Genomic DNA, 19,448 nt, shown 5'->3' with positions numbered 1-19,448 from the left:
GATCAAAAAGTAAGCGCATGATACTTTATTTTCAATTATCTACTTTACAGCGGCGGTTTATCTGATATTATGCCGTTCGCTGCTAAAGACAGCATACAATTCAAAAATCTGGTGGGGTTCCCGAGCGGCCAAAGGGAGCAGACTGTAAATCTGCCGTCACAGACTTCGAAGGTTCGAATCCTTCCCCCACCACCATCAATAACTCGTCTTTAATTACATAAAAATCAGACATACTTATCCTTACTAAACAGCAGGTTGTAGCTTATTTCCTCATAAAATGTATCGATTTGGAAAGTGTTAATACATTCAGCTTCCCTTCAAAGTGGAATACCACAGAGTGGCTATGGGCAAGAGAAGTAAAATGAAATGACGAGATGTGTAATACCTATATAAGCCAAAGGTGAGGAACGAAATAACACAGCATCCTTCCTCACCACCATCAAAATCTATTCTAAGCTCTTTTAATGCATTTAGGCAAACACCCATAGAGGAGCTGAGAAACCTGATAGTTCGCTTCGCTCATGCAGCCAGTTACTCCATATCACTGACGGAGTCGATGAAACGATTTAACACGCTTGAATGAGATTTTGATTTGTAGACATAACACTGATTAATTGCATCAGGCCGTGATATAGGAATGAAGCCTAGGCTTTCTCCCTCTTCCAATGCACCGGAGTGGGAATCTGTAATAAAAATATAATCGGTTGACTGAATAAAATTGAGACAGCATTCTATATTATCCATCTGTCGAATATTAACTTTTTCTCCGTTTTTTATCATTTCCTCTTCCAAATTCTTTATCAAATTGCCTTTATAGAGCACTGGATCACATAACCACGTTCTCTTTTTCAGCAATTGAGTAAAGTCCCCATTGACTTCATCCAATAACTCTTTACGGCAGCAGATCCCTAAATTTGGACCATCAATTTTCCTTACCAGGCTGAATCGATCACTAAGTATTTTTTCTGAACTTAAAATTATTGTATTGCCCTCATAGTCAACTATTTCATCAATGTTATCATAACTGAAGCGTAATATATTAACTTGAGCATTATTTCTGTCCGCTGCTTTATAAAGCGAAATCAGATGCTTTTTCTTACCCCAATCATGGTATATATTTACAACATTACAAATACTCCCACTAATGTGTTTCTTTGTAATTTCTTTCTCTTTCAAATAGAGCTCTTTTAAGTCATTATATAACTCCACTCCGTCTTTGGTCAGAATCATCCCAAACTTCTCCCTTTTGAATAAGCGCTTTCCTAACGTCGCTTCAAAGTCTTTAATTGATTTAGCGACTGGGGGAGTCGTACGGTTCATCACTCTTGCCGCTTTGCTTAAAGAACCCATTTCCACCACCGCCATGAATGCTTCTAATTTACGAGAAAAAAACATAATTCACCGTTCCTATGTAACTTGTGGCTAAAATAATTTCCTTGAAATGGCCTTCTCATCAGGTAACCGCTAAATCAAGCTTGATATTATCAAGGTATAATTTTGTACAATAAAAATAAGTATTTTTCAAATGGCATTTATATAAAATGCCAGTCCCTGATGCAATAATGCGGTTTAGATGAACGCTATTATTCATCTATATCATGATGAATATTCCACCGTGATTGTAAACCATTAATAAATATAACCATGGCCTACAAGTTCAAATTTCTATCAGAGATTGATTAACTCTTCTACTTTTTCATTAATTAATTTTTGTAACACACAACATAAAATAAATTTCAAGAATAAAAACTCTCACAGAAAATTATAATATCAAATGTTGAATATAACATATAACAATTAGTGAATTATTATATATCAATTAATTTACTATTTATTGATTTGGTGTCTTTTTATTATTTAAAAATCGATTCGACACTTTAAATTTTGGGTAACGAGAGCATTATACTCAATATAGTATTACATATATGAGTAAAATAGCGAATTATCAAGGTAACCAGGTGAATTTTATTATTTAATAAATAGTTACATCCTTATTTGTATCTGTTAGTATTGATAATAAGAATATTTTATAGGTGATTATAACAATATGAAATTTATATCATTCAATATTAATGGGTTAAGAGCACGTCATCATCAACTCGCTGCCATTGTTGAACAACACCAACCTGATGTTATCGGATTACAAGAAATAAAAGTCCATGATGAAATGTTTCCTCTGGAAGAAGTCAGTAAGTTGGGTTATCACGTCTTTTATCATGGTCAAAAATCGCACTATGGTGTCGCCCTGTTGACTCGCCAACAACCCGTAGATATCCGTAAAGGTTTTCCTACTGACGGCGATGATGCACAGCGCCGCATTATTATGGCCGATATCGAAACACCTCTTGGTTTACTCACTGTAATTAATGGCTATTTTCCGCAAGGGGAAAGCCGTGACCATCCGATTAAATTTCCAGCAAAAGAAAAGTTTTATCAAGATCTACTGTCTTATCTGGAAACTCACCATTCTCCGGAGTCACACATTCTAATTATGGGAGATATGAATATCAGTCCAACAGATCTCGATATTGGCATCGGAGAAAACAACCAGAAACGCTGGTTGAAGACGGGAAAATGTTCTTTCTTGCCAGAAGAGCGTGAATGGATGGAACGCTTAAAACATTGGGGATTCATCGATACATTCCGCGCACTAAGCCCCGAAGTCAATGACCAATTTTCTTGGTTCGACTATCGTTCAAAAGGCTTTGATGATAATCGCGGACTGCGCATTGATCTGCTGCTTGCCAGCCATCCGTTAGCAGAAAGATGTCTCTCTTCTGGTATCGATTATGCTATCCGCAGCATGGAAAAACCATCCGATCATGCCCCTGTTTGGACTGAATTTAAGATATAAACAGCGATCATGAAACACAGCACCACCCATTATGGTGCTGCGTCATCATTTCGGATTATCCCTGATTGGCTTAATCTTTCTTTGCCCTGCTCTTACTGGATTTTGCCTGCTTTCCTTTCCCTTTTTTGGTGTTAACGGGAACAGGAGGTAAGTCCCTAAAAGCCGTCAAATTACGATGCTGTTTTGCCTGCCAAATCAACTGCTGCAATGTTTCCTGAAGGGGGAACATAAAATCCTGATAGCGGAATTGCTTTTCGCTGATTTGTGTCAACCGCGATTCCCAATGTGCAGTCATATCTGGCAATACCGCCATGTCCGGCAATACATGAATTAAAGCCCTGCCAGCCGGAGTCGCGTGAATATAGCGCCCTTTTTTGTACAGGAAATCCCGTTTGAATAGCAGCTCGATGATCCCTGCTCGGGTCGCTTCCGTACCCAAGCCATCAGTGGCACGAAGCACCTTTTTCAACGCCTTATCCTGCACAAATCGAGCTATGCCAGTCATTGCAGACAATAGTGTTGCATCAGTGAAAGGCCGTGGAGGTTGTGTCTGTTTTTCCACCACTTCACCTTTCTCACACAATAACTCATCTCCTTTAGCAACAACAGGTAATGGCGTGCCTTCATTCTCTTCATCCCGTTCCTTGTTGCCAAGCAGAGTTCGCCAACCCGCTTCTGCCAGAAAACGTGCCTTGGCGATAAATTTCCCACCTGCAATATCAAGTTCAATTGTACACTTCCGAAATACCGCATCAGGAAAAAACTGCATCAGGTATTGTCGTGCAATCAAGCTATAAATATGGCTTTCATTTTCGGTGAAATTGACCTGGCTACTACGTGCAGTAGGAATAATGGCATGGTGAGCATCAACCTTCTTATCATCCCAACAGCGGTTTTTTTGCTCTATATCTAAAGCATCCTGCGCAAGCAAATGGGTAGCATGAACCGAAATGGCATTCAGGACCGCATGACGTCCAACAAAATGTTCTTCCGGCAGGTAACGACTGTCAGAGCGTGGATAAGTGATCAATTTATGGGTTTCATAAAGCCGCTGACAAATGTCGAGCACATCCTGAGCACTCAAGCCAAAACGCTTGGCCGCTTCAATCTGTAAGGATGACAGGGAAAAAGGCAATGGTGCCGTTTCTGATTCACGCTTATCCTGGTAGGAAGAGACATAGGCGGGTTGTCCAGTAATACGCGCAACAACATGCTCAGCCAACGGCCGGTGAATAATTCTCCCTTCTTCATCCTGAAAATCAATGCAAGATTCACTGGGTTGCCATAAAGCCGTAAATCGCTCTTCATTGGGTGTAACAACATGTGCTTTGACTTCAAAGAAATCTTTCGGCACGAAATTTTCTATTTCTTCATCGCGGCGCACAACCAAACCTAAAACAGGCGTTTGGACACGCCCAACCGATAATACTCCTTGATAACCTGCATTTTTGCCTAATAAAGTGTAAGCACGGGTCATATTGATGCCATAAAGCCAATCCGCTCTGGCTCTGGCGAGTGCAGAAACACATAAGGGGATAAACTCCCGATTGTTCCTTAACCGTTCAATCGCTTTTGTGACTGCTTGAGGATTCAGGTCATTAATTAGGCATCGCTGGACATTGTGTTTTTTATCCGTATCCAAATCTAAAAAATCCAGCACTTCATCCACCAGCAATTGACCTTCACGATCAGGGTCACCTGCATGGATTATTTCGGTCGCTCTTTCCAACAGCGATTTAATTGTGTTGAGCTGTTTGGCCACGGCTGCCCGTGGCTTTAACTGCCATTTTTCAGGAATGATCGGTAAATCAGCCAATACCCAACGAGCATAACGGCTATCGTAGGCATCGGGTTCAGCCTGCTCCAATAGATGACCCACACACCAAGTCACAAACAGGTTATTACCGCATTCGATAAACCCATCCCCACGTCGATGGGGTTTCGGTAAAACATCTGCGATAGCTCTCGCTAGGCTGGGTTTTTCTGCAATAAAAAGACGCATGGAATTATTCAAGAACTTCAATTAGTGCTCCGCCTGAGCTTGGCTCAGTCAGTTCACCAATAGCAAAAAAATCAATGTCGTGGCTTCGTGCAACGGCTTTCGCCTCTTCCACGGCATCCGGCAAAATTGCCAGCAATAAACCACCCGAAGTTTGTGGGTCACACAGGAGATAACGTTGCTGGGGAGTCATCTTTCCAACTAAGTGCCCATAACTGTCAAAATTGCGTCCCGTGCCTCCGGGTACGCAACCTTTTTCAATGTAAACATCAACATCCGGCAATCGCGGAATTTGTGAAAATTTGACCTTCGCCTGAACGCCAGAACCTGCACAAATTTCACTCAAATGCCCTAACAGACCGAAACCTGTTACATCCGTCATAGCGGTAACCCCCTCAATTCCTGCAAAATCTGTCCCCGCTTTATTCAACTGGCACATAGTTTCTTTCGCAATACCTTGGTGTTTAAGTTGAAGCAATCCTTTCTTTTCAGCCGTAGTCAATACGCCAACGCCCAAAGGTTTAGTCAGGAACAAGAGACTTCCCGCTTTTGCCTGATTATTACGCTTTACACGTTCAATATTGATAATGCCCGTCACTGCCAAACCGAATATGGGTTCAGGGGCATCAATAGAATGCCCTCCAGCCAGGGAAATGCCCGCTTCCTGACAAACAGCCCGAGCTCCCTCAATGACATTTTGCGCAATTTTCGGAGCCAGCTTATTAATCGGCCAACCCAAAATCGCAATTGCCATGATTGGTTTCCCTCCCATCGCGTAAATATCACTAATGGCATTAGTCGCCGCAATACGGCCAAAATCAAATGGATCATCAACAATAGGCATAAAGAAATCCGTAGTACTAATGATGCCTGTACCATTACCAATATCATACACAGCAGCATCATCACGGGTTTCATTGCCTACCAAAAGATGAGGATCGAAAAACTTTGCCTGTTCACTGTGCAAAATTGTTTCCAGCACCTTAGGCGAAATTTTGCAGCCACATCCGGCACCATGGCTGTATTGAGTCAGACGGATTTCAGTTGACATGAGTCGCTCCGGTTAAGATGTCACTGACAAATTAGAAATAACTGACAAAATTCGTCAAATCGGGTGTTGCGACTTTTGCAGGGGCCCTGAGTTCTGGGGTTCCTAAGTAAAGGAATCCCACAATCTTGTCATTTTCCTCACATCCCAAGCCCGCCCTAACAGTAGGATCTTCTGTCCATGAGCCTGAACGCCATATACCGCCAAAACCTTGGGTGACTGCGGCCATTTGCATTGCGTGAACGGCACACCCCGCAGCAACGACTTGCTCCCATGCCGGAACTTTTGCATGTTCAACGACCTTGGCGATAACGGTAATAATCATGGGTGATCGGTAAGGGGCATTTTTTGCTTTCTCCTCAACTTCCTTGCCCAGCCCGCCCTCAATTGCTGCTTTTTCAAGAAGATGACTGAATTTATTTATGCCTTCCCCTTCCATCACAATAAAATGCCAAGGACGCAAAGCCCCATGGTCAGGCGCTCTCATCCCTGCAGCTAAAATATGTTGCAATTCATTACCTTTTGGGGCGGGGGTTGTTAAACGTGAAACTGAACGACGATTTAACAAAAGTTCCAAAGCATTCATTATTTTCTCCTAAATAAGATAATCTGTCTCAAACCAACATTCTCTGTTTATTCGTTAATGAATGAAAGCACATAAACTGTTTTTTCAATCAATAACATGATTTCCAGCTGACATTTCCCAGCGAGCTGATTAGGATAACCCCATTTGATACCATAACCGGAGACAACATGCGCAAATTATGGCACTTCACGGCAGCATTATTTAAATGGAGTTGGAAGCTCCTAAATTTTGCCCGCCAATTTATTTTCAATCTTATTTTTATTCTGTTGATTGTTGTTGTCGTTGTTGGTGTCATCGTTTACCAACAACAATCCAAACTTGGCGATAACTATCACGGGGCATTGTATGTCAACCTGTCTGGTATTGTTCTTGATCGCGTAACTGATCGCAGTCCATTTGAACAATTTGCAAAAGATCTATTTGGGTCATCCAATAGCAATTACAAAGAAACCTCCGTGTTTGACGTTGTTGACAACATTCGCCGCGCAAAAAACGATCCCCAAATTACAGGTATGGTATTAAAGCTAAATGATTTCATCGGCGCAGACCAGACTTCTATGAGATATATTGGCAAGGCTATCAACGAATTTAAAGCTGCTGGTAAACCTGTTTTTGCGATTGGTGATTCTTACAGCCAATCACAATATCATTTAGCCAGCTATGCCGATAAAATATATTTATCTCCCCTCGGTGCTGTTGATATCCGTGGTTTTTCCACCAATCATTTATACTACAAGTCATTGTTAGATACGTTAAAGGTATCTACCCATATTTTCCGCGTGGGAACCTATAAATCAGCCGTTGAGCCCATGCTGCGTGACGATATGTCAAAAGAGGCTCGTGAAGCTGACAGCCTCTGGCTCAACGAATTGTGGGACAATTACTTAAATACTATCGCAGTTAACCGGCACATCCCTGCCGATCAGGTCTTCCCTGGCGCAACAAACTTTATCGAGAAATTCCGTAAAGCTGGCGGGGACTCTTCACTGTATGCGTACCAAAACAAACTGGTGGACTATATTGAGCCACGCAATGCCGTTGAAAAGAAAATGCAGGAGAAATTCGGCTGGAATAAAGAACAAAAACATTTCAATTACATCAGCATCTATGATTACATCAGCCAAAAACCCGTACAACATACAGATAATAAAGGCAACATTGCTGTCATTGTTGTTGAAGGAGCCATTTTAGAAGGTAAGCAATCACCTGGTATCGCTGGAAGTGACACTATTGTTGAACAACTACGTGCCGCACACCATAACCCCAACATAAAAGCGATCGTATTACGCGTAAACAGCCCTGGTGGCAGTATCAGTGCGTCTGAAATTATTCGCAATGAATTAGCAGCTATCCGAGATGACAAGGCAGGAAATGCGAAACCTATTGTAGTTTCCATGGGAGGGATGACTGCCTCAGGGGGTTATTGGATATCTACCCCTGCTAATTACATTATTGCTGATCCGAGTACCTTAACAGGCTCGATTGGTGTTTTTGGTGTCGTTCAAACCTTTGAGAAAAGCCTCAATTACGTTGGTGTGAATACCGATGGTGTTTCAACAACGCCATTAGCCGATATTTCTGTCACCAGAGGTATCAACCAGACATTTTCAGATACAATACAGTTAGCTATTGAAAATGGCTACCGTAAATTTATCGGGTTAGTTGCAGTTGCCCGTAATAAGTCTTTGGATGAAATCGATAATATCGCTCAAGGGCGTGTTTGGAGTGGCATTGATGCCAAAAAGCATGGTTTAGTCGATCAGCTGGGTGATTTTGATGATGCCGTTAAAAAAGCCGCTGAGCTGGCAAAGGTCAAAAATGTATCACTGGACTGGATGCAACCTGAACTTTCATTCTCGGAAAAATTCATGCTGGGACTGACTTCATCAGCGCAAGCACTATTGCCAAATACTTTGCAGTCAATGTTGCCGGCTCCATTTGCTGAAGTCGCTCAAGATGTGAAAAAACAAGCCGCATTTTATAACAATATGAAAGATCCGCAAAATATCTACACATTCTGTCTGAATTGTGTCGATATTCGTTAAAATAATTGATCAAGTTTCCAACCGATTTCAAGCCTGATTTCACCATCAGGCTTTTTTTATTCTTGATACTCCCTATAATCCGGCTAAATGTTTTTATTGAGGCGTTACCATGCAGAAGAAATCGATCTATGTTGTTTACACTGGCGGTACTATTGGGATGCAACATTCCCCCAATGGATACATTCCCGTTTCCGGTCATTTACAGCAACAACTCGCTAAAATGCCAGAATTTCACCGTCCAGAAATGCCGACATTCACGATCCGTGAACACCAACCCCTGATTGATTCTTCTGATATGAGTCCTGACGACTGGAGCATTATCGCAAATGATATCTATCAGAATTATCATGACTATGATGGCTTTGTTATTCTACACGGTACAGATACCATGGCTTTCACTGCGTCAGCACTCTCCTTCATATGCGAAAACCTTAATAAACCCATTATTGTGACAGGGTCACAAATCCCGCTGGAAGCATTGCGTTCCGATGGGCAAACCAATCTTCTTAATGCGCTGTACCTCGCAGCAAACTACCCTATTAACGAAGTCAGCTTGTTTTTTAACAATAAGTTATTTCGTGGCAATAGAACAATTAAAGCCCATGCAGATGGTTTTAATGCTTTTTCATCCCCTAACTGCCCCCCACTGATGGAAGCCGGGATAAATATTCGCACCTTCAAAACAAATCCTATACCTGTTAGTCACGGCAAATTTGTTGTGAATACAATCACATCACAACCGATTGGTGTCGTGACCATTTATCCGGGATTATCCAGTCAAGTGGTAGAAAATATTCTGATGCAACCAGTCAAGGCGTTAATTTTACGCTCATACGGTGTTGGCAATGCTCCGCAACGTGCTGATTTGTTACAAACGTTAAAGAAAGCAACTGAGAGAGGTATTATTGTGGTTAATTTGACACAATGTATTTCTGGTCGAGTCAACATGGAAGGCTATGCGACTGGTCATTCTCTGGCTGCATCAGGGGTTATCAGTGGTTATGACATGACTTTCGAGGCAACTTTAACGAAATTGCACTATTTATTGAGCCAATCTTATACACTTGAAGAGATCCGCTATCTGATGCAACAAAATCTGCGGGGAGAATTGAGTTATGCTGATGAATAATAAACAGATGAATCGAGAAATATGATGAAAACAGCATTATTACTTATCGATCTACAAAACGACTTTTGTACTGGGGGCGCCCTGGCTGTCAAAGATAGTGATGCAGTGATTAAGGTAGCAAATAATGTTATTGCACGATGTCAGGAAAACACTATCACTGTCATCGCAACTCAGGATTGGCATCCTGCTAACCATATGAGCTTTGCAGAAAACTCAGGACAAAAAGTCGGTGAATTAGGAGAACTCAATGGCATTCCTCAAATATGGTGGCCGAACCATTGTATACAAGGAGAGTTTGGTGCAGAGTTTCATCCTTTGTTAAATCAATCTGCTATTCAAGAAATTTTCCGCAAAGGTGAAAATCCCCAAATAGATAGCTATAGTGCATTCTTTGATAATGACCATAAAAGTAAAACCCATTTGGATGCATGGCTAACAGAGCAGAATATAAAACGCCTGCTCGTCATGGGTATCGCCACTGATTACTGCGTAAAATTTACCGTACTTGATGCCCTGGCACTAGGTTATGAAACCTATGTTATTATTGATGGCTGTCGTGGTGTTAATATCCAGAAAAATGATAGCCAGCGAGCAGTTGAGGAAATGGACAGAAAGGGGGCTAAGTTAATTCCACAAAATGAAATTTTATTCATTTTATAACCCCCAAATCATTACTACAACAGCCAAAATCATTAATAAATTTAACCGAAAAGAACCTCGTTCTTCGACAGAAATAGGACGAGGTTCTCAATTCATGCCATTTCAATCTTCCGACTGAGGTTTTAACTTTGCGACCATGTCGGACTGAAATATAGCCTTTAACTCCTGTTTACTTTTTATGGTAATTTGGCCGTCTGTGCCAATCGTCATATGTTCAGGATCATGATTATGTTTTGCTTGCCAGAGCATCACCGCCTGTAAACTGTATTCTTTCTGTTCCGGCGTGAGTGGTACACCATCCTGCCATTTTCCTAGTTCAACAGCCTGAACTAATCGCTGATAAATTTCAGGAGTCATGGCGGAGAGTAAATCATCCAACTTCATCGAAATTTCCTTAATGGCTATGTGCTCTATTTCACTACATGCACGACATATTTTACTTGTACGGCGATAAGCCGATATGATTATTATTAATATATTGACCTTAAGAACAGTTAAGAGTACTTTGTCAAAAAATAAGCTGAATCGTTTCTTTTCTGCTCATAAGGCCAATATTTCATTTAAATTCAGAGTATTCAAAATAACATTAACCTGCCGTTTCTTCGCCTGTTTCTTTATCAACAAAACGCAGCGCTGCTGAATTAATACAAAAACGTTCTCCCGTCGGTTTGGGGCCATCGGGAAAGACATGCCCCAAATGTGCCTGACATTGGCTACAACGCACCTCTATCCGATGCATATTATGAGAATAATCATCAAGATATGTGATGGAACCATCACTAATCGGTTGGTCGAAGCTCGGCCATCCACATCCCGAATCAAATTTCGTATCAGAAACAAACAATGGCTGGCGGCAACACAAGCAATAATAAACGCCATTTTTTTTATTGTGCAGTAGTTTTCCTGAAAATGGTGGCTCAGTACCTGCTTCTTGCGTAACATAGCGCTGCATTTCACCAAGCTGTTCTATAGAAAGGGAAATATTTTGACTTTTAGTCATAATGACCACCTTTTAAGGTCAATATTTTCAATAAAATATCATCGGAAACAACCCAAAATTAACACCAAAATGTCAAAATGCATTCTAACCCATCCAACATAGCAATTTACTTTACTAATTGTGATAAGTCTCACATAACTAACCAATGGTAACTTTAAATATCTCCTTATACCCCGATAATAGTGTGCGTAGAGCTTGTTCCAGCTGTATAACAATCGTCTAGATAGTGATTCTTAAATTGATCTTTTTCAATTGTTGACACGATTCCGCTTGACGGCTGGCAAGATTTTGGTAACTTTAGAAACAACTTTTAATTCACTAAAACATAGCTGGTGGAATACTATGACTATCAAAGTAGGTATTAACGGTTTTGGTCGTATCGGCCGTATTGTTTTCCGTGCTGCTCAAGAACGTTCAGACATTGAAATCGTTGCGATCAATGATCTGTTGGATGCAGAATACATGGCATACATGCTGAAATACGATTCAACCCACGGCCGCTTCAAAGGCACTGTTGAAGTTAAAGACGGCCAACTGGTTGTTAACGGCAAAACCATCCGTGTGACATCTGAAAGAGACCCAGCTAACCTGAAATGGAACGAAGTCGGTGTTAATGTTGTTGCAGAAGCAACAGGTATTTTCCTGACCGATGAAACGGCACGTAAGCATATCACTGCTGGCGCGAAAAAAGTTGTTCTGACCGGTCCATCCAAAGACGATACTCCAATGTTCGTTATGGGTGTCAACCATAATGCCTATGCAGGCCAGGATATCGTTTCCAACGCATCCTGTACCACTAACTGTCTGGCTCCACTGGCTAAAGTTATCAATGACAAATTTGGTATCGTTGAAGGTCTGATGACTACCGTTCACGCAACAACGGCTACCCAGAAAACGGTTGATGGTCCTTCAGCAAAAGACTGGCGTGGTGGCCGTGGTGCAGCACAGAATATCATCCCATCTTCCACTGGCGCAGCAAAAGCAGTAGGCAAAGTTATCCCAGAACTGAACGGCAAACTGACCGGCATGTCTTTCCGTGTTCCTACTCCTAACGTCTCTGTTGTTGACCTGACTGCACGTCTGGCTAAACCAGCAACTTATACAGAAATCTGTGACGCGATTAAAGAAGCCGCAGAAAGCGAACTGAAAGGCATTCTGGGCTATACTGAAGATGACGTGGTTTCCACGGATTTCAACGGCGAAAAACTGACTTCTGTATTTGATGCAAAAGCAGGTATCGCGCTGAACGATAACTTTGTAAAACTGGTTTCCTGGTATGACAACGAAACCGGTTATTCCAATAAAGTTCTGGATCTGATCGCTCACATCGCCAAATAATTGAGCTTTTATCCACTTTCAAAAGCCATCTGTTTACAGGTGGCTTTTATATTTATCTAACTAAAATATTGAGATATTCTTATCCCTTAGTTCAACTGCCAACTTAAGTTTACATAAGGTCATGACAGATGCTTGATAAAATTTTCTCATTACCGATTGTAGAACAGCTCTCCCCTTATATTAGCCAGCGAAATATTGATGGTTTTCCGTTAATTGTTGTTTCCCATCCCAAAGCTCGCGGGGTGATCAGTATTCAAGGTGCACATCTGATTACCTGGCAGCCCAATAACGAAAAACCCGTATTATGGGTAAGTGATAACACTCTTTTCAGCGCAGGTACTGCCATTCGTGGTGGTATTCCCATCTGTTGGCCTTGGTTTGGTTCGTTTGCTGCTCCTAGTCATGGATTTGCACGGATACTCCCCTGGGAACTCAAAGCCCATGATGAAAATGAAAATGGTGTTATTTTGACGTTCACATTACAGGATAACGCATATACCCGTAAGTTATGGCCACATGAATTCACGCTGATTGCCCGCTTTAAATTGGGGGAAACTTGCGAAATAGAATTAGAACCCCACGGTGAATATCAAGCCACGTGTGCCCTTCACTCTTACTTCAATGTGAGTGACATCAATCAAATTCGAATTAGTGGGCTGGGTTCACATTTCATTGATACCCTCACCGATACCGAGCAATATATTGATGAAGATTTCGCCTTCCACGGGAGAACAGACCGCATTTATACAGAACCAGATGATTTTAACCTGCTCAGAGATCCGCTATGGAAACGAACAATTGAAATACACCACTATCACCATAGCGAAGTAGTATGCTGGAATCCTGGCGCTGCACTTTCCAGTAGTATGAAAGATATGAGCAAAGAGGGTTATAAAAATATGGCTTGTATCGAAACTGCACGTATCAATAACCCATTGCAGCCTAAGAATGGCAACCCTGACAGACTTTCTGTCATTATCCGCTGCCGTAAATTCTCAGCTAATAATCAATCAAGTGGAATATAGAACAGGCATTTATTCCAAAATTAAGGATAAAAATGCCTGAATTATTAAAGATAGAAAGAATTAAACCACAGTGACAGGAACGCGCTTCGCTAAAGCGCACAAAAGCTCATAACCAATGGTTCCTGCTGAGTTTGCGACTTCGTCTACGGGTAGATTTTCTCCCCACAACTCGGCAATACTGCCTATATTTGCCTGAGGACACGGAGTCAAATCAACCGTCATCATGTCCATTGATATAGCACCCAATAACCGGGTACGAACACCACCAACCATGACAGGTGTTCCTGTTGGGGCATGCCGCGGATATCCATCCGCATAACCACAGGCAACTGTACCGACACGCATGGGTTTCTGGGTTATATAGCGGCTGCCATAGCCAATTTTTTTCCCCTTGGGAAGCTCATGTACTGCAATGATTTCACTTTGTAACGTCATGGCTGGTTTTAACCCAATATCGGCAATATCACGCCACTTTCCGCTAGGAGACGCGCCATAAAGAATAATACCTGGTCGTATCCAATCTTTATGTGTTTTCGGATGCCACAACACAGCACCAGAATTCGCCAGGCAATGGGGCAGTGAGTTTATTTGCAAACGTTCAACAACCGCGAATTGTTCATCAACACCCATTTCATTATCCGAATTGGCAAAATGGGTCATTAAAGTCACTGATTTAATATTTTTAACCTTTCTCGCCATTGAAACTATCTGTGTATACTCTTTTGGGGTGAATCCCAACCGATTCATACCACTATTGAGTTTCAAATAGATATCAATGGGAGCATCTAATTTAGTTTTTTCTATCTCATCAAGCTGCCAATGACTATGTACTACGGTTGTCAGACGGTATTTATTGATAATCTGTAAATCCGCAGGATTGAAAAAACCCTCCAATAGCAAGATTGGCCCTTGCCATCCCTGCTCCCTTAAATAAATAGCTTCATTCATGTCAAGCAGTGCAAATCCATCTGTCTGCATGAGTGATTGCCATATTCTGCCCAATCCATGCCCATACGCATCCGCTTTTACTACCGACCAAATTTTACTGTTACCCACCATTTGACGAATAACCGACAGATTATGGCGAAATGCATTGAGATGGATCGTTGCCAAAATAGGACGTGGCATGACGACCCCTTCTTATAGTTTATTAGTTTATGCCGTGTGTAAATGAGGCTTCATTGGCAACACTTTTATATTGAAGCCATCAATGTATCTGAATACAGAGAGATCATCTGCCGCAATATCCGGATTTTTGCCTGAAATTAAATCAGCCAGTAACTTCCCTGAACCACAGGCCATCGTCCAACCTAGTGTTCCATGTCCCGTATTTAAATGAAGATTCGCATATTTGGTTGGCCCAACAATAGGGGTACCGTCCGGGGTCATAGGACGCAAACCTGTCCAGAATGAGGCCTCCGTAATATTGCCACCATTGTGGTATAGATCCTGTACAACCATTTTTAACGTTTCACAACGATTCTGGAGGACATTCAAATTAAATCCGACCACTTCTGCCATACCACCAACGCGAATACGATTATCAAAACGCGTAATGGCAATCTTGTAAGTTTCATCCAGCACAGTTGAAACAGGTGCTTTTGATTCGTCCATGACCGGCATCGTCAATGAATAACCTTTCAGCGGATAAACCGGAATTTTAACTAATTCTTTTAATAGTTCAGTGGAATAAGATCCCATCGCTACCACATAGTGATCCGCCGTCATGATGCCATCATCACATTGAATACCTGTGACTTTATTTCCATCCACCAAAATCCGTTTAACCTGCTTATTAAATACAAACTGTACACCAATATCTTCTGCCATTTTGGCCAGCGCTTTGGTAAAAAGTTGACAATCACCCGTTTCATCATTAGGTAATTGCAACCCGCCGGTCAGTTTATGGGAAGCATTGGCAAGCGCTGGCTCCACTGTAGCCAATTGCTCAGCGGTCAATAACTGATAAGGAACCCCTTCTTGCTCTAACACTTTGATATCATTGGCAGCATTATCAAATTGCTTGGTGGTCCTGAACAATTGCAGGGTTCCTCCCTGGCGCCCTTCATATTGGATCCCCGTATCAGCTCTTAACTGTTTAATACAATCCCGACTATATTCTGCCAAACGTACCATTCTGCTTTTATTCATCGCGTAATGGCTTGCATCACAATTACGCAGCATTTGCCACACCCAGCGTAACTGAAACAGGGAACCATCAGGGCGAATAGCCAAAGGTGCGTGACGTTGAAACACCCACTTTATTGCTTTTAGTGGGATCCCTGGAGCCCCCCAAGGGGTCGCATACCCTGGTGAGATTTGACCGGCATTAGCGGCACTCGTTTCTTCCGCAGCACTATTCTGGCGATCAATTACGGTGACTTCATGGCCTGCTTGTGCAAGATACCATGCGCTGGTTACGCCAATAACACCGCTGCCTAAAATAAGGACCTTCATTTTACCCCCTACTGGCAAGTGATATTTGCAAGCATAATATGCTATACATAAAAAGCCAATACAGAATAATAGACTATGACACAATTAATTAACTTTTAGGGTTTAAGTCACATTTACATTACAAAATATAAAAAAGGCATTTCTTCAACAAACGTAGCATTTCAATATAAATTGATTTAAATCAGTCTATTAAAGAAGATAAAAATACTGTTTATTCCTTTAATTTCTGCTTATTAAAGTACTTTTTATGGCAAAAAATAAACATTGCATTCACAATAACAAATTTATAAAATTCCATACAAATAAGAATTTTTGGAATTTCATCAAACTTCATAGTTAATTAAGTAGAATAATAATTTAAAAAATTGCATTACACAGTTGGGAGTGTTTTTAAATAGCACACATGTATTAAGTGATGATGAGAGAAATGCCCCAGAAACATAGATAATGTTGCATCATATAATTGTATATTATATGACCTAACTATGATATCACTACATAACTGGGGTAAATAAATGTAACCAATAGCGAGGCAAACAAAAAACGAAGAGTTTAACCAACTTAAGACGTGTTTCTGTTAATTCGTTGATCTTTCCGTCAATTCATTGATCATAATACTCTGCATACTATGCCAAATAATACCACTCTCTTTACCATAATTACGCACACAACCCATGATCTTGTCATAGGCTTTTTCACGACATAATGCGCTTAACTGCTGGTAAAAATTCAACGCTAAATTACGTGCTTCAGGACTGGAGAAATAATAACGACCAACACGGGTATACAACCCTTTTAGCCCATTAATAATCAAACCATAAATTGGGTTTCCTGACGCAAAAGCCAGACCACGGAAAATATCATAGTCTACAGAACTGAAAGCTTCAGCGGTATCTTGCACACTTTCTTTTTCTGCCAAAATTTCCAATGATTTTTCAGGATTGTTCCTAAATGCAGTGCGGATAAAGATGGCAGCAATATTGGTTCGCACTGCCAATAAGTTATCAATCAATTGGGGAACGCGATCATGATCAAGACGCGCCAAAGTTTCCAGAATATTAAGACCGGATGTTTCCCAGAAATTATTAACCTTAGTTGGTTTGCCATGCTGAATAGTCAACCAACCATCACGGGCAAGGCGCTGCAACACTTCACGCAAGGTCGTGCGGGTGACACCGATCAATTCAGACAATTCACGTTCTGCTGGCAGTATGGAGCCGGGTGGAAAGCGATTATTCCAAATACTTTCAATGATATACTCTTCCGCGAAACTCGCAGGACTTTGAGCCTTAATTACCATAATTTTAATTATTCCAAAGCAGTTTTCTTGGCTAATAATAGCGGTTGATGATACCAGAATGTGCTTGATCGACATAGTTACCAGGTAAATAAACCGTGAAAGAGTGAAAGGACTCATAAAAAATGCGATCATTAGCCGATTAATTATGCGCTAATGCCCTTAAATTGCTATCGCATTGAGCGTACTATACCGCTCCGATATGTTTCTATAGTGGTCGTTTTGATTTATCGCTACTTAGCTTTTTTCTACATATCCACAAAGAGGAATATTAATAATAATGGAAATCAGTATCCAACGCGCAGTGGTGAAGAACTTTCTCGGCAATTCGCCGGATTGGTACAAACTCGCTATCATTGTTTTTCTGATTATCAATCCACTGGTTTACTTCTTTATCAGCCCCTTTGTTGCTGGCTGGATGCTCATCGTTGAGTTTATCTTCACACTAGCAATGGCATTAAAATGTTATCCTCTCCAACCGGGAGGATTACTCGCTATTGAAGCAGTCATCATTGGAATGACTTCGCCAAAACAAATAGGTCATGAAATTGCCAACAATCTGGAAGTCATTTTATTACTGATTTTCATGGTTGCGGGCATTTACTTTATGAAACAGTTATTGCTGTTTGTTTTCACAAAGCTGCTACTAAGTATCCGCTCCAAGAAAATGCTGGCATTAGCATTCTGTCTGTCGAGTGCTTTCTTGTCCGCTTTCCTTGATGCCTTGACTGTCATTGCCGTTGTCATTAGTGTTTCAATCGGGTTTTACGCCATCTATCACCGATTTCTTTCCCACAATAGCAGTTCTGAACTGAGTGATGATAAGTACATTGACAATGAGGATAAAAGACAGACGCTGGAACAGTTCCGGGCATTTCTGCGCAGTTTGATGATGCATGCGGGGATTGGTACTGCACTGGGCGGCGTGATGACTATGGTTGGTGAACCCCAAAACCTGATTATTGCCAAACATGTCGATTGGGATTTTGTCACATTCTTTATTCGTATGTCGCCAATCACCATTCCTGTGTTTATCTGTGGCTTGCTGGTCTGTTTGCTGGTTGAACATTTTAAATTGTTCGGTTACGGTGCTGAATTGCCTGAGCGTGTTCGCTCTGTTCTGGAAGATTACGACCAAAAAGCCAGTGAAAAACGTACCCGCCAAGAAAAAGCCCAGCTTGCTGTTCAAGCATTGATCGGCCTCTGGCTGATTGTAGCACTGGCTTTTCATTTGGCTGAAGTGGGTTTGATTGGCTTATCAGTCATTATCTTAGCGACTGCATTCTGTGGTATTACCGAAGAACATGCGTTAGGTAAAGCATTTGAGGAAGCTTTACCGTTCACTGCCCTGTTAACCGTATTTTTCTCTGTGGTTGCCGTCATTGTTGACCAACAACTGTTTTCGCCATTTATTCAATTTGTCTTGCAGTCTTCACCCGCTTCACAGCTTTCCTTATTCTACTTGTTCAACGGATTGCTCTCCACGGTTTCTGATAACGTTTTCGTCGGTACGGTTTACATTAATGAAGCGCTGAACGCCTTGAAAAATGGCCTGATTTCGCAACAACAATACGAATATTTGGCCGTTGCCATCAACACAGGAACTAACTTACCATCCGTGGCAACCCCTAATGGACAAGCAGCGTTTCTGTTCCTGCTAACTTCTGCCTTATCTCCGTTGATCCGTCTCTCTTATGGTCGCATGGTCATGATGGCCTTGCCTTATACCATTGTGATGACACTAGTGGGTCTGTTGTGTGTTGAATTCTGGTTAGTGCCTGCCACTGAATATCTCATCAAACTTGGTTTAATCACTCCACTATAATTGGGGACCGAATTTATCGCTATATACTGCCGGATGGTGTGGTTTTGCACACTCTCCGGCTTTTTTGTTAATCATGTCCCATCCTAAATAAGGTTGACACTTTTCTTCATCTTTTGAGGAGAGTGTTATGAAATCAGAAAGTAAACGCACTCAGCGTGACTATTCGCTGGCCTTTAAATTGGCCG

Annotated in this window: 16 protein-coding genes and 1 tRNA gene; 8 read left to right on the top strand and 9 right to left on the bottom strand. The window is 41.4% G+C overall.

Annotated elements, in window-relative coordinates:
* Nucleotides 1–110: 110 nt before the first annotated feature.
* Nucleotides 111–195 (top strand) — tRNA-Tyr (locus tag IQ209_RS00085).
* A gap of 336 nt (nt 196–531) precedes the next feature.
* Here IQ209_RS00085 and IQ209_RS00080 read toward each other — a convergent pair.
* Nucleotides 532–1,395, bottom strand: a complete 864-nt coding sequence (locus IQ209_RS00080) for a LysR family transcriptional regulator (protein WP_193847833.1) — start codon at nt 1,393–1,395, stop codon at nt 532–534.
* Nucleotides 1,396–2,047: 652 nt separating this feature from the next.
* Between IQ209_RS00080 and xthA the strand changes: the two genes are divergently transcribed.
* Nucleotides 2,048–2,854, top strand: a complete 807-nt coding sequence (gene xthA, locus IQ209_RS00075) for an exodeoxyribonuclease III (RefSeq protein WP_193847831.1) — start codon at nt 2,048–2,050, stop codon at nt 2,852–2,854.
* Between the two features lie 70 nt (nt 2,855–2,924).
* Here xthA and IQ209_RS00070 read toward each other — a convergent pair whose 3' ends face one another.
* The 3 genes from IQ209_RS00070 to IQ209_RS00060 are packed head-to-tail and all read right to left on the bottom strand — an operon-like array spanning nt 2,925 to nt 6,487.
* Nucleotides 2,925–4,856 (bottom strand): DNA topoisomerase III, encoded by a 1,932-nt coding sequence (locus IQ209_RS00070; protein WP_193848477.1) that lies wholly within the window; start codon nt 4,854–4,856, stop codon nt 2,925–2,927.
* Between the two features lie 4 nt (nt 4,857–4,860).
* The gene (selD, locus tag IQ209_RS00065) at nt 4,861–5,904 is read right to left on the bottom strand and encodes a selenide, water dikinase SelD (protein ID WP_193847829.1); all 1,044 of its coding nucleotides are present in this window, start codon (nt 5,902–5,904) and stop codon (nt 4,861–4,863) included.
* A gap of 31 nt (nt 5,905–5,935) precedes the next feature.
* Nucleotides 5,936–6,487, bottom strand: a complete 552-nt coding sequence (locus tag IQ209_RS00060) for an NAD(P)H nitroreductase (protein ID WP_193847827.1) — start codon at nt 6,485–6,487, stop codon at nt 5,936–5,938.
* 167 nt (nt 6,488–6,654) lie between these two features.
* Here IQ209_RS00060 and sppA point away from each other — a divergent pair, with 167 nt between their 5' ends.
* From sppA to pncA, 3 genes are all read left to right on the top strand, one after another.
* The gene (sppA, locus tag IQ209_RS00055; RefSeq protein ID WP_193847825.1) at nt 6,655–8,532 is read left to right on the top strand and encodes a signal peptide peptidase SppA; all 1,878 of its coding nucleotides are present in this window, start codon (nt 6,655–6,657) and stop codon (nt 8,530–8,532) included.
* Nucleotides 8,533–8,641: 109 nt separating this feature from the next.
* The gene (gene ansA, locus IQ209_RS00050; protein WP_193847823.1) at nt 8,642–9,661 is read left to right on the top strand and encodes an asparaginase; all 1,020 of its coding nucleotides are present in this window, start codon (nt 8,642–8,644) and stop codon (nt 9,659–9,661) included.
* A gap of 24 nt (nt 9,662–9,685) precedes the next feature.
* Nucleotides 9,686–10,321: a bifunctional nicotinamidase/pyrazinamidase gene (gene pncA / locus IQ209_RS00045; RefSeq protein ID WP_193847821.1), complete on the top strand. Its 636-nt coding sequence runs from the start codon at nt 9,686–9,688 to the stop codon at nt 10,319–10,321.
* A gap of 102 nt (nt 10,322–10,423) precedes the next feature.
* On the opposite strand, the gene IQ209_RS00040 is transcribed toward pncA, so the two are convergent.
* Both IQ209_RS00040 and msrB read right to left on the bottom strand, forming a co-directional pair.
* Nucleotides 10,424–10,705, bottom strand: a complete 282-nt coding sequence (locus IQ209_RS00040) for a YeaC family protein (protein ID WP_193847819.1) — start codon at nt 10,703–10,705, stop codon at nt 10,424–10,426.
* Between the two features lie 202 nt (nt 10,706–10,907).
* Nucleotides 10,908–11,321, bottom strand: coding sequence for a peptide-methionine (R)-S-oxide reductase MsrB (msrB, locus tag IQ209_RS00035; protein WP_193847817.1), 414 nt, complete (start codon nt 11,319–11,321; stop codon nt 10,908–10,910).
* 342 nt (nt 11,322–11,663) lie between these two features.
* Between msrB and gapA the strand changes: the two genes are divergently transcribed.
* Nucleotides 11,664–12,659 carry a glyceraldehyde-3-phosphate dehydrogenase gene (gene gapA / locus IQ209_RS00030; protein ID WP_193847815.1) on the top strand — a complete coding sequence of 332 codons (996 nt, stop codon included), beginning with the start codon at nt 11,664–11,666 and terminating at the stop codon, nt 12,657–12,659.
* A gap of 128 nt (nt 12,660–12,787) precedes the next feature.
* Nucleotides 12,788–13,684, top strand: a complete 897-nt coding sequence (locus tag IQ209_RS00025) for a D-hexose-6-phosphate mutarotase (protein WP_193847813.1) — start codon at nt 12,788–12,790, stop codon at nt 13,682–13,684.
* 60 nt (nt 13,685–13,744) lie between these two features.
* On the opposite strand, the gene dadX is transcribed toward IQ209_RS00025, so the two are convergent.
* The 3 genes from dadX to fadR all read right to left on the bottom strand — a co-directional run bounded on the left by dadX (nt 13,745) and on the right by fadR (nt 17,441).
* Nucleotides 13,745–14,812, bottom strand: a complete 1,068-nt coding sequence (dadX, locus tag IQ209_RS00020) for a catabolic alanine racemase DadX (RefSeq protein WP_193847811.1) — start codon at nt 14,810–14,812, stop codon at nt 13,745–13,747.
* Nucleotides 14,813–14,839: 27 nt separating this feature from the next.
* The gene (locus tag IQ209_RS00015; protein WP_193847809.1) at nt 14,840–16,141 is read right to left on the bottom strand and encodes a D-amino acid dehydrogenase; all 1,302 of its coding nucleotides are present in this window, start codon (nt 16,139–16,141) and stop codon (nt 14,840–14,842) included.
* 577 nt (nt 16,142–16,718) lie between these two features.
* Nucleotides 16,719–17,441 carry a fatty acid metabolism transcriptional regulator FadR gene (gene fadR, locus IQ209_RS00010; RefSeq protein ID WP_193847807.1) on the bottom strand — a complete coding sequence of 241 codons (723 nt, stop codon included), beginning with the start codon at nt 17,439–17,441 and terminating at the stop codon, nt 16,719–16,721.
* Nucleotides 17,442–17,718: 277 nt separating this feature from the next.
* On the opposite strand from fadR, the gene nhaB reads away from it, so the two are divergent.
* Entirely contained in the window at nt 17,719–19,263 is a 1,545-nt protein-coding gene (gene nhaB, locus IQ209_RS00005; protein WP_193847805.1) for a sodium/proton antiporter NhaB, read from the top strand.
* The last annotated feature ends 185 nt before the right edge of the window (nt 19,264–19,448 follow it).

Source organism: Xenorhabdus sp. BG5 (genome assembly GCF_015163665.1).
GTDB lineage: Bacteria > Pseudomonadota > Gammaproteobacteria > Enterobacterales > Enterobacteriaceae > Xenorhabdus.
Note: the sequence above shows the minus strand (reverse complement) of the source record. Positions and strands in the feature narration are given on the sequence as shown.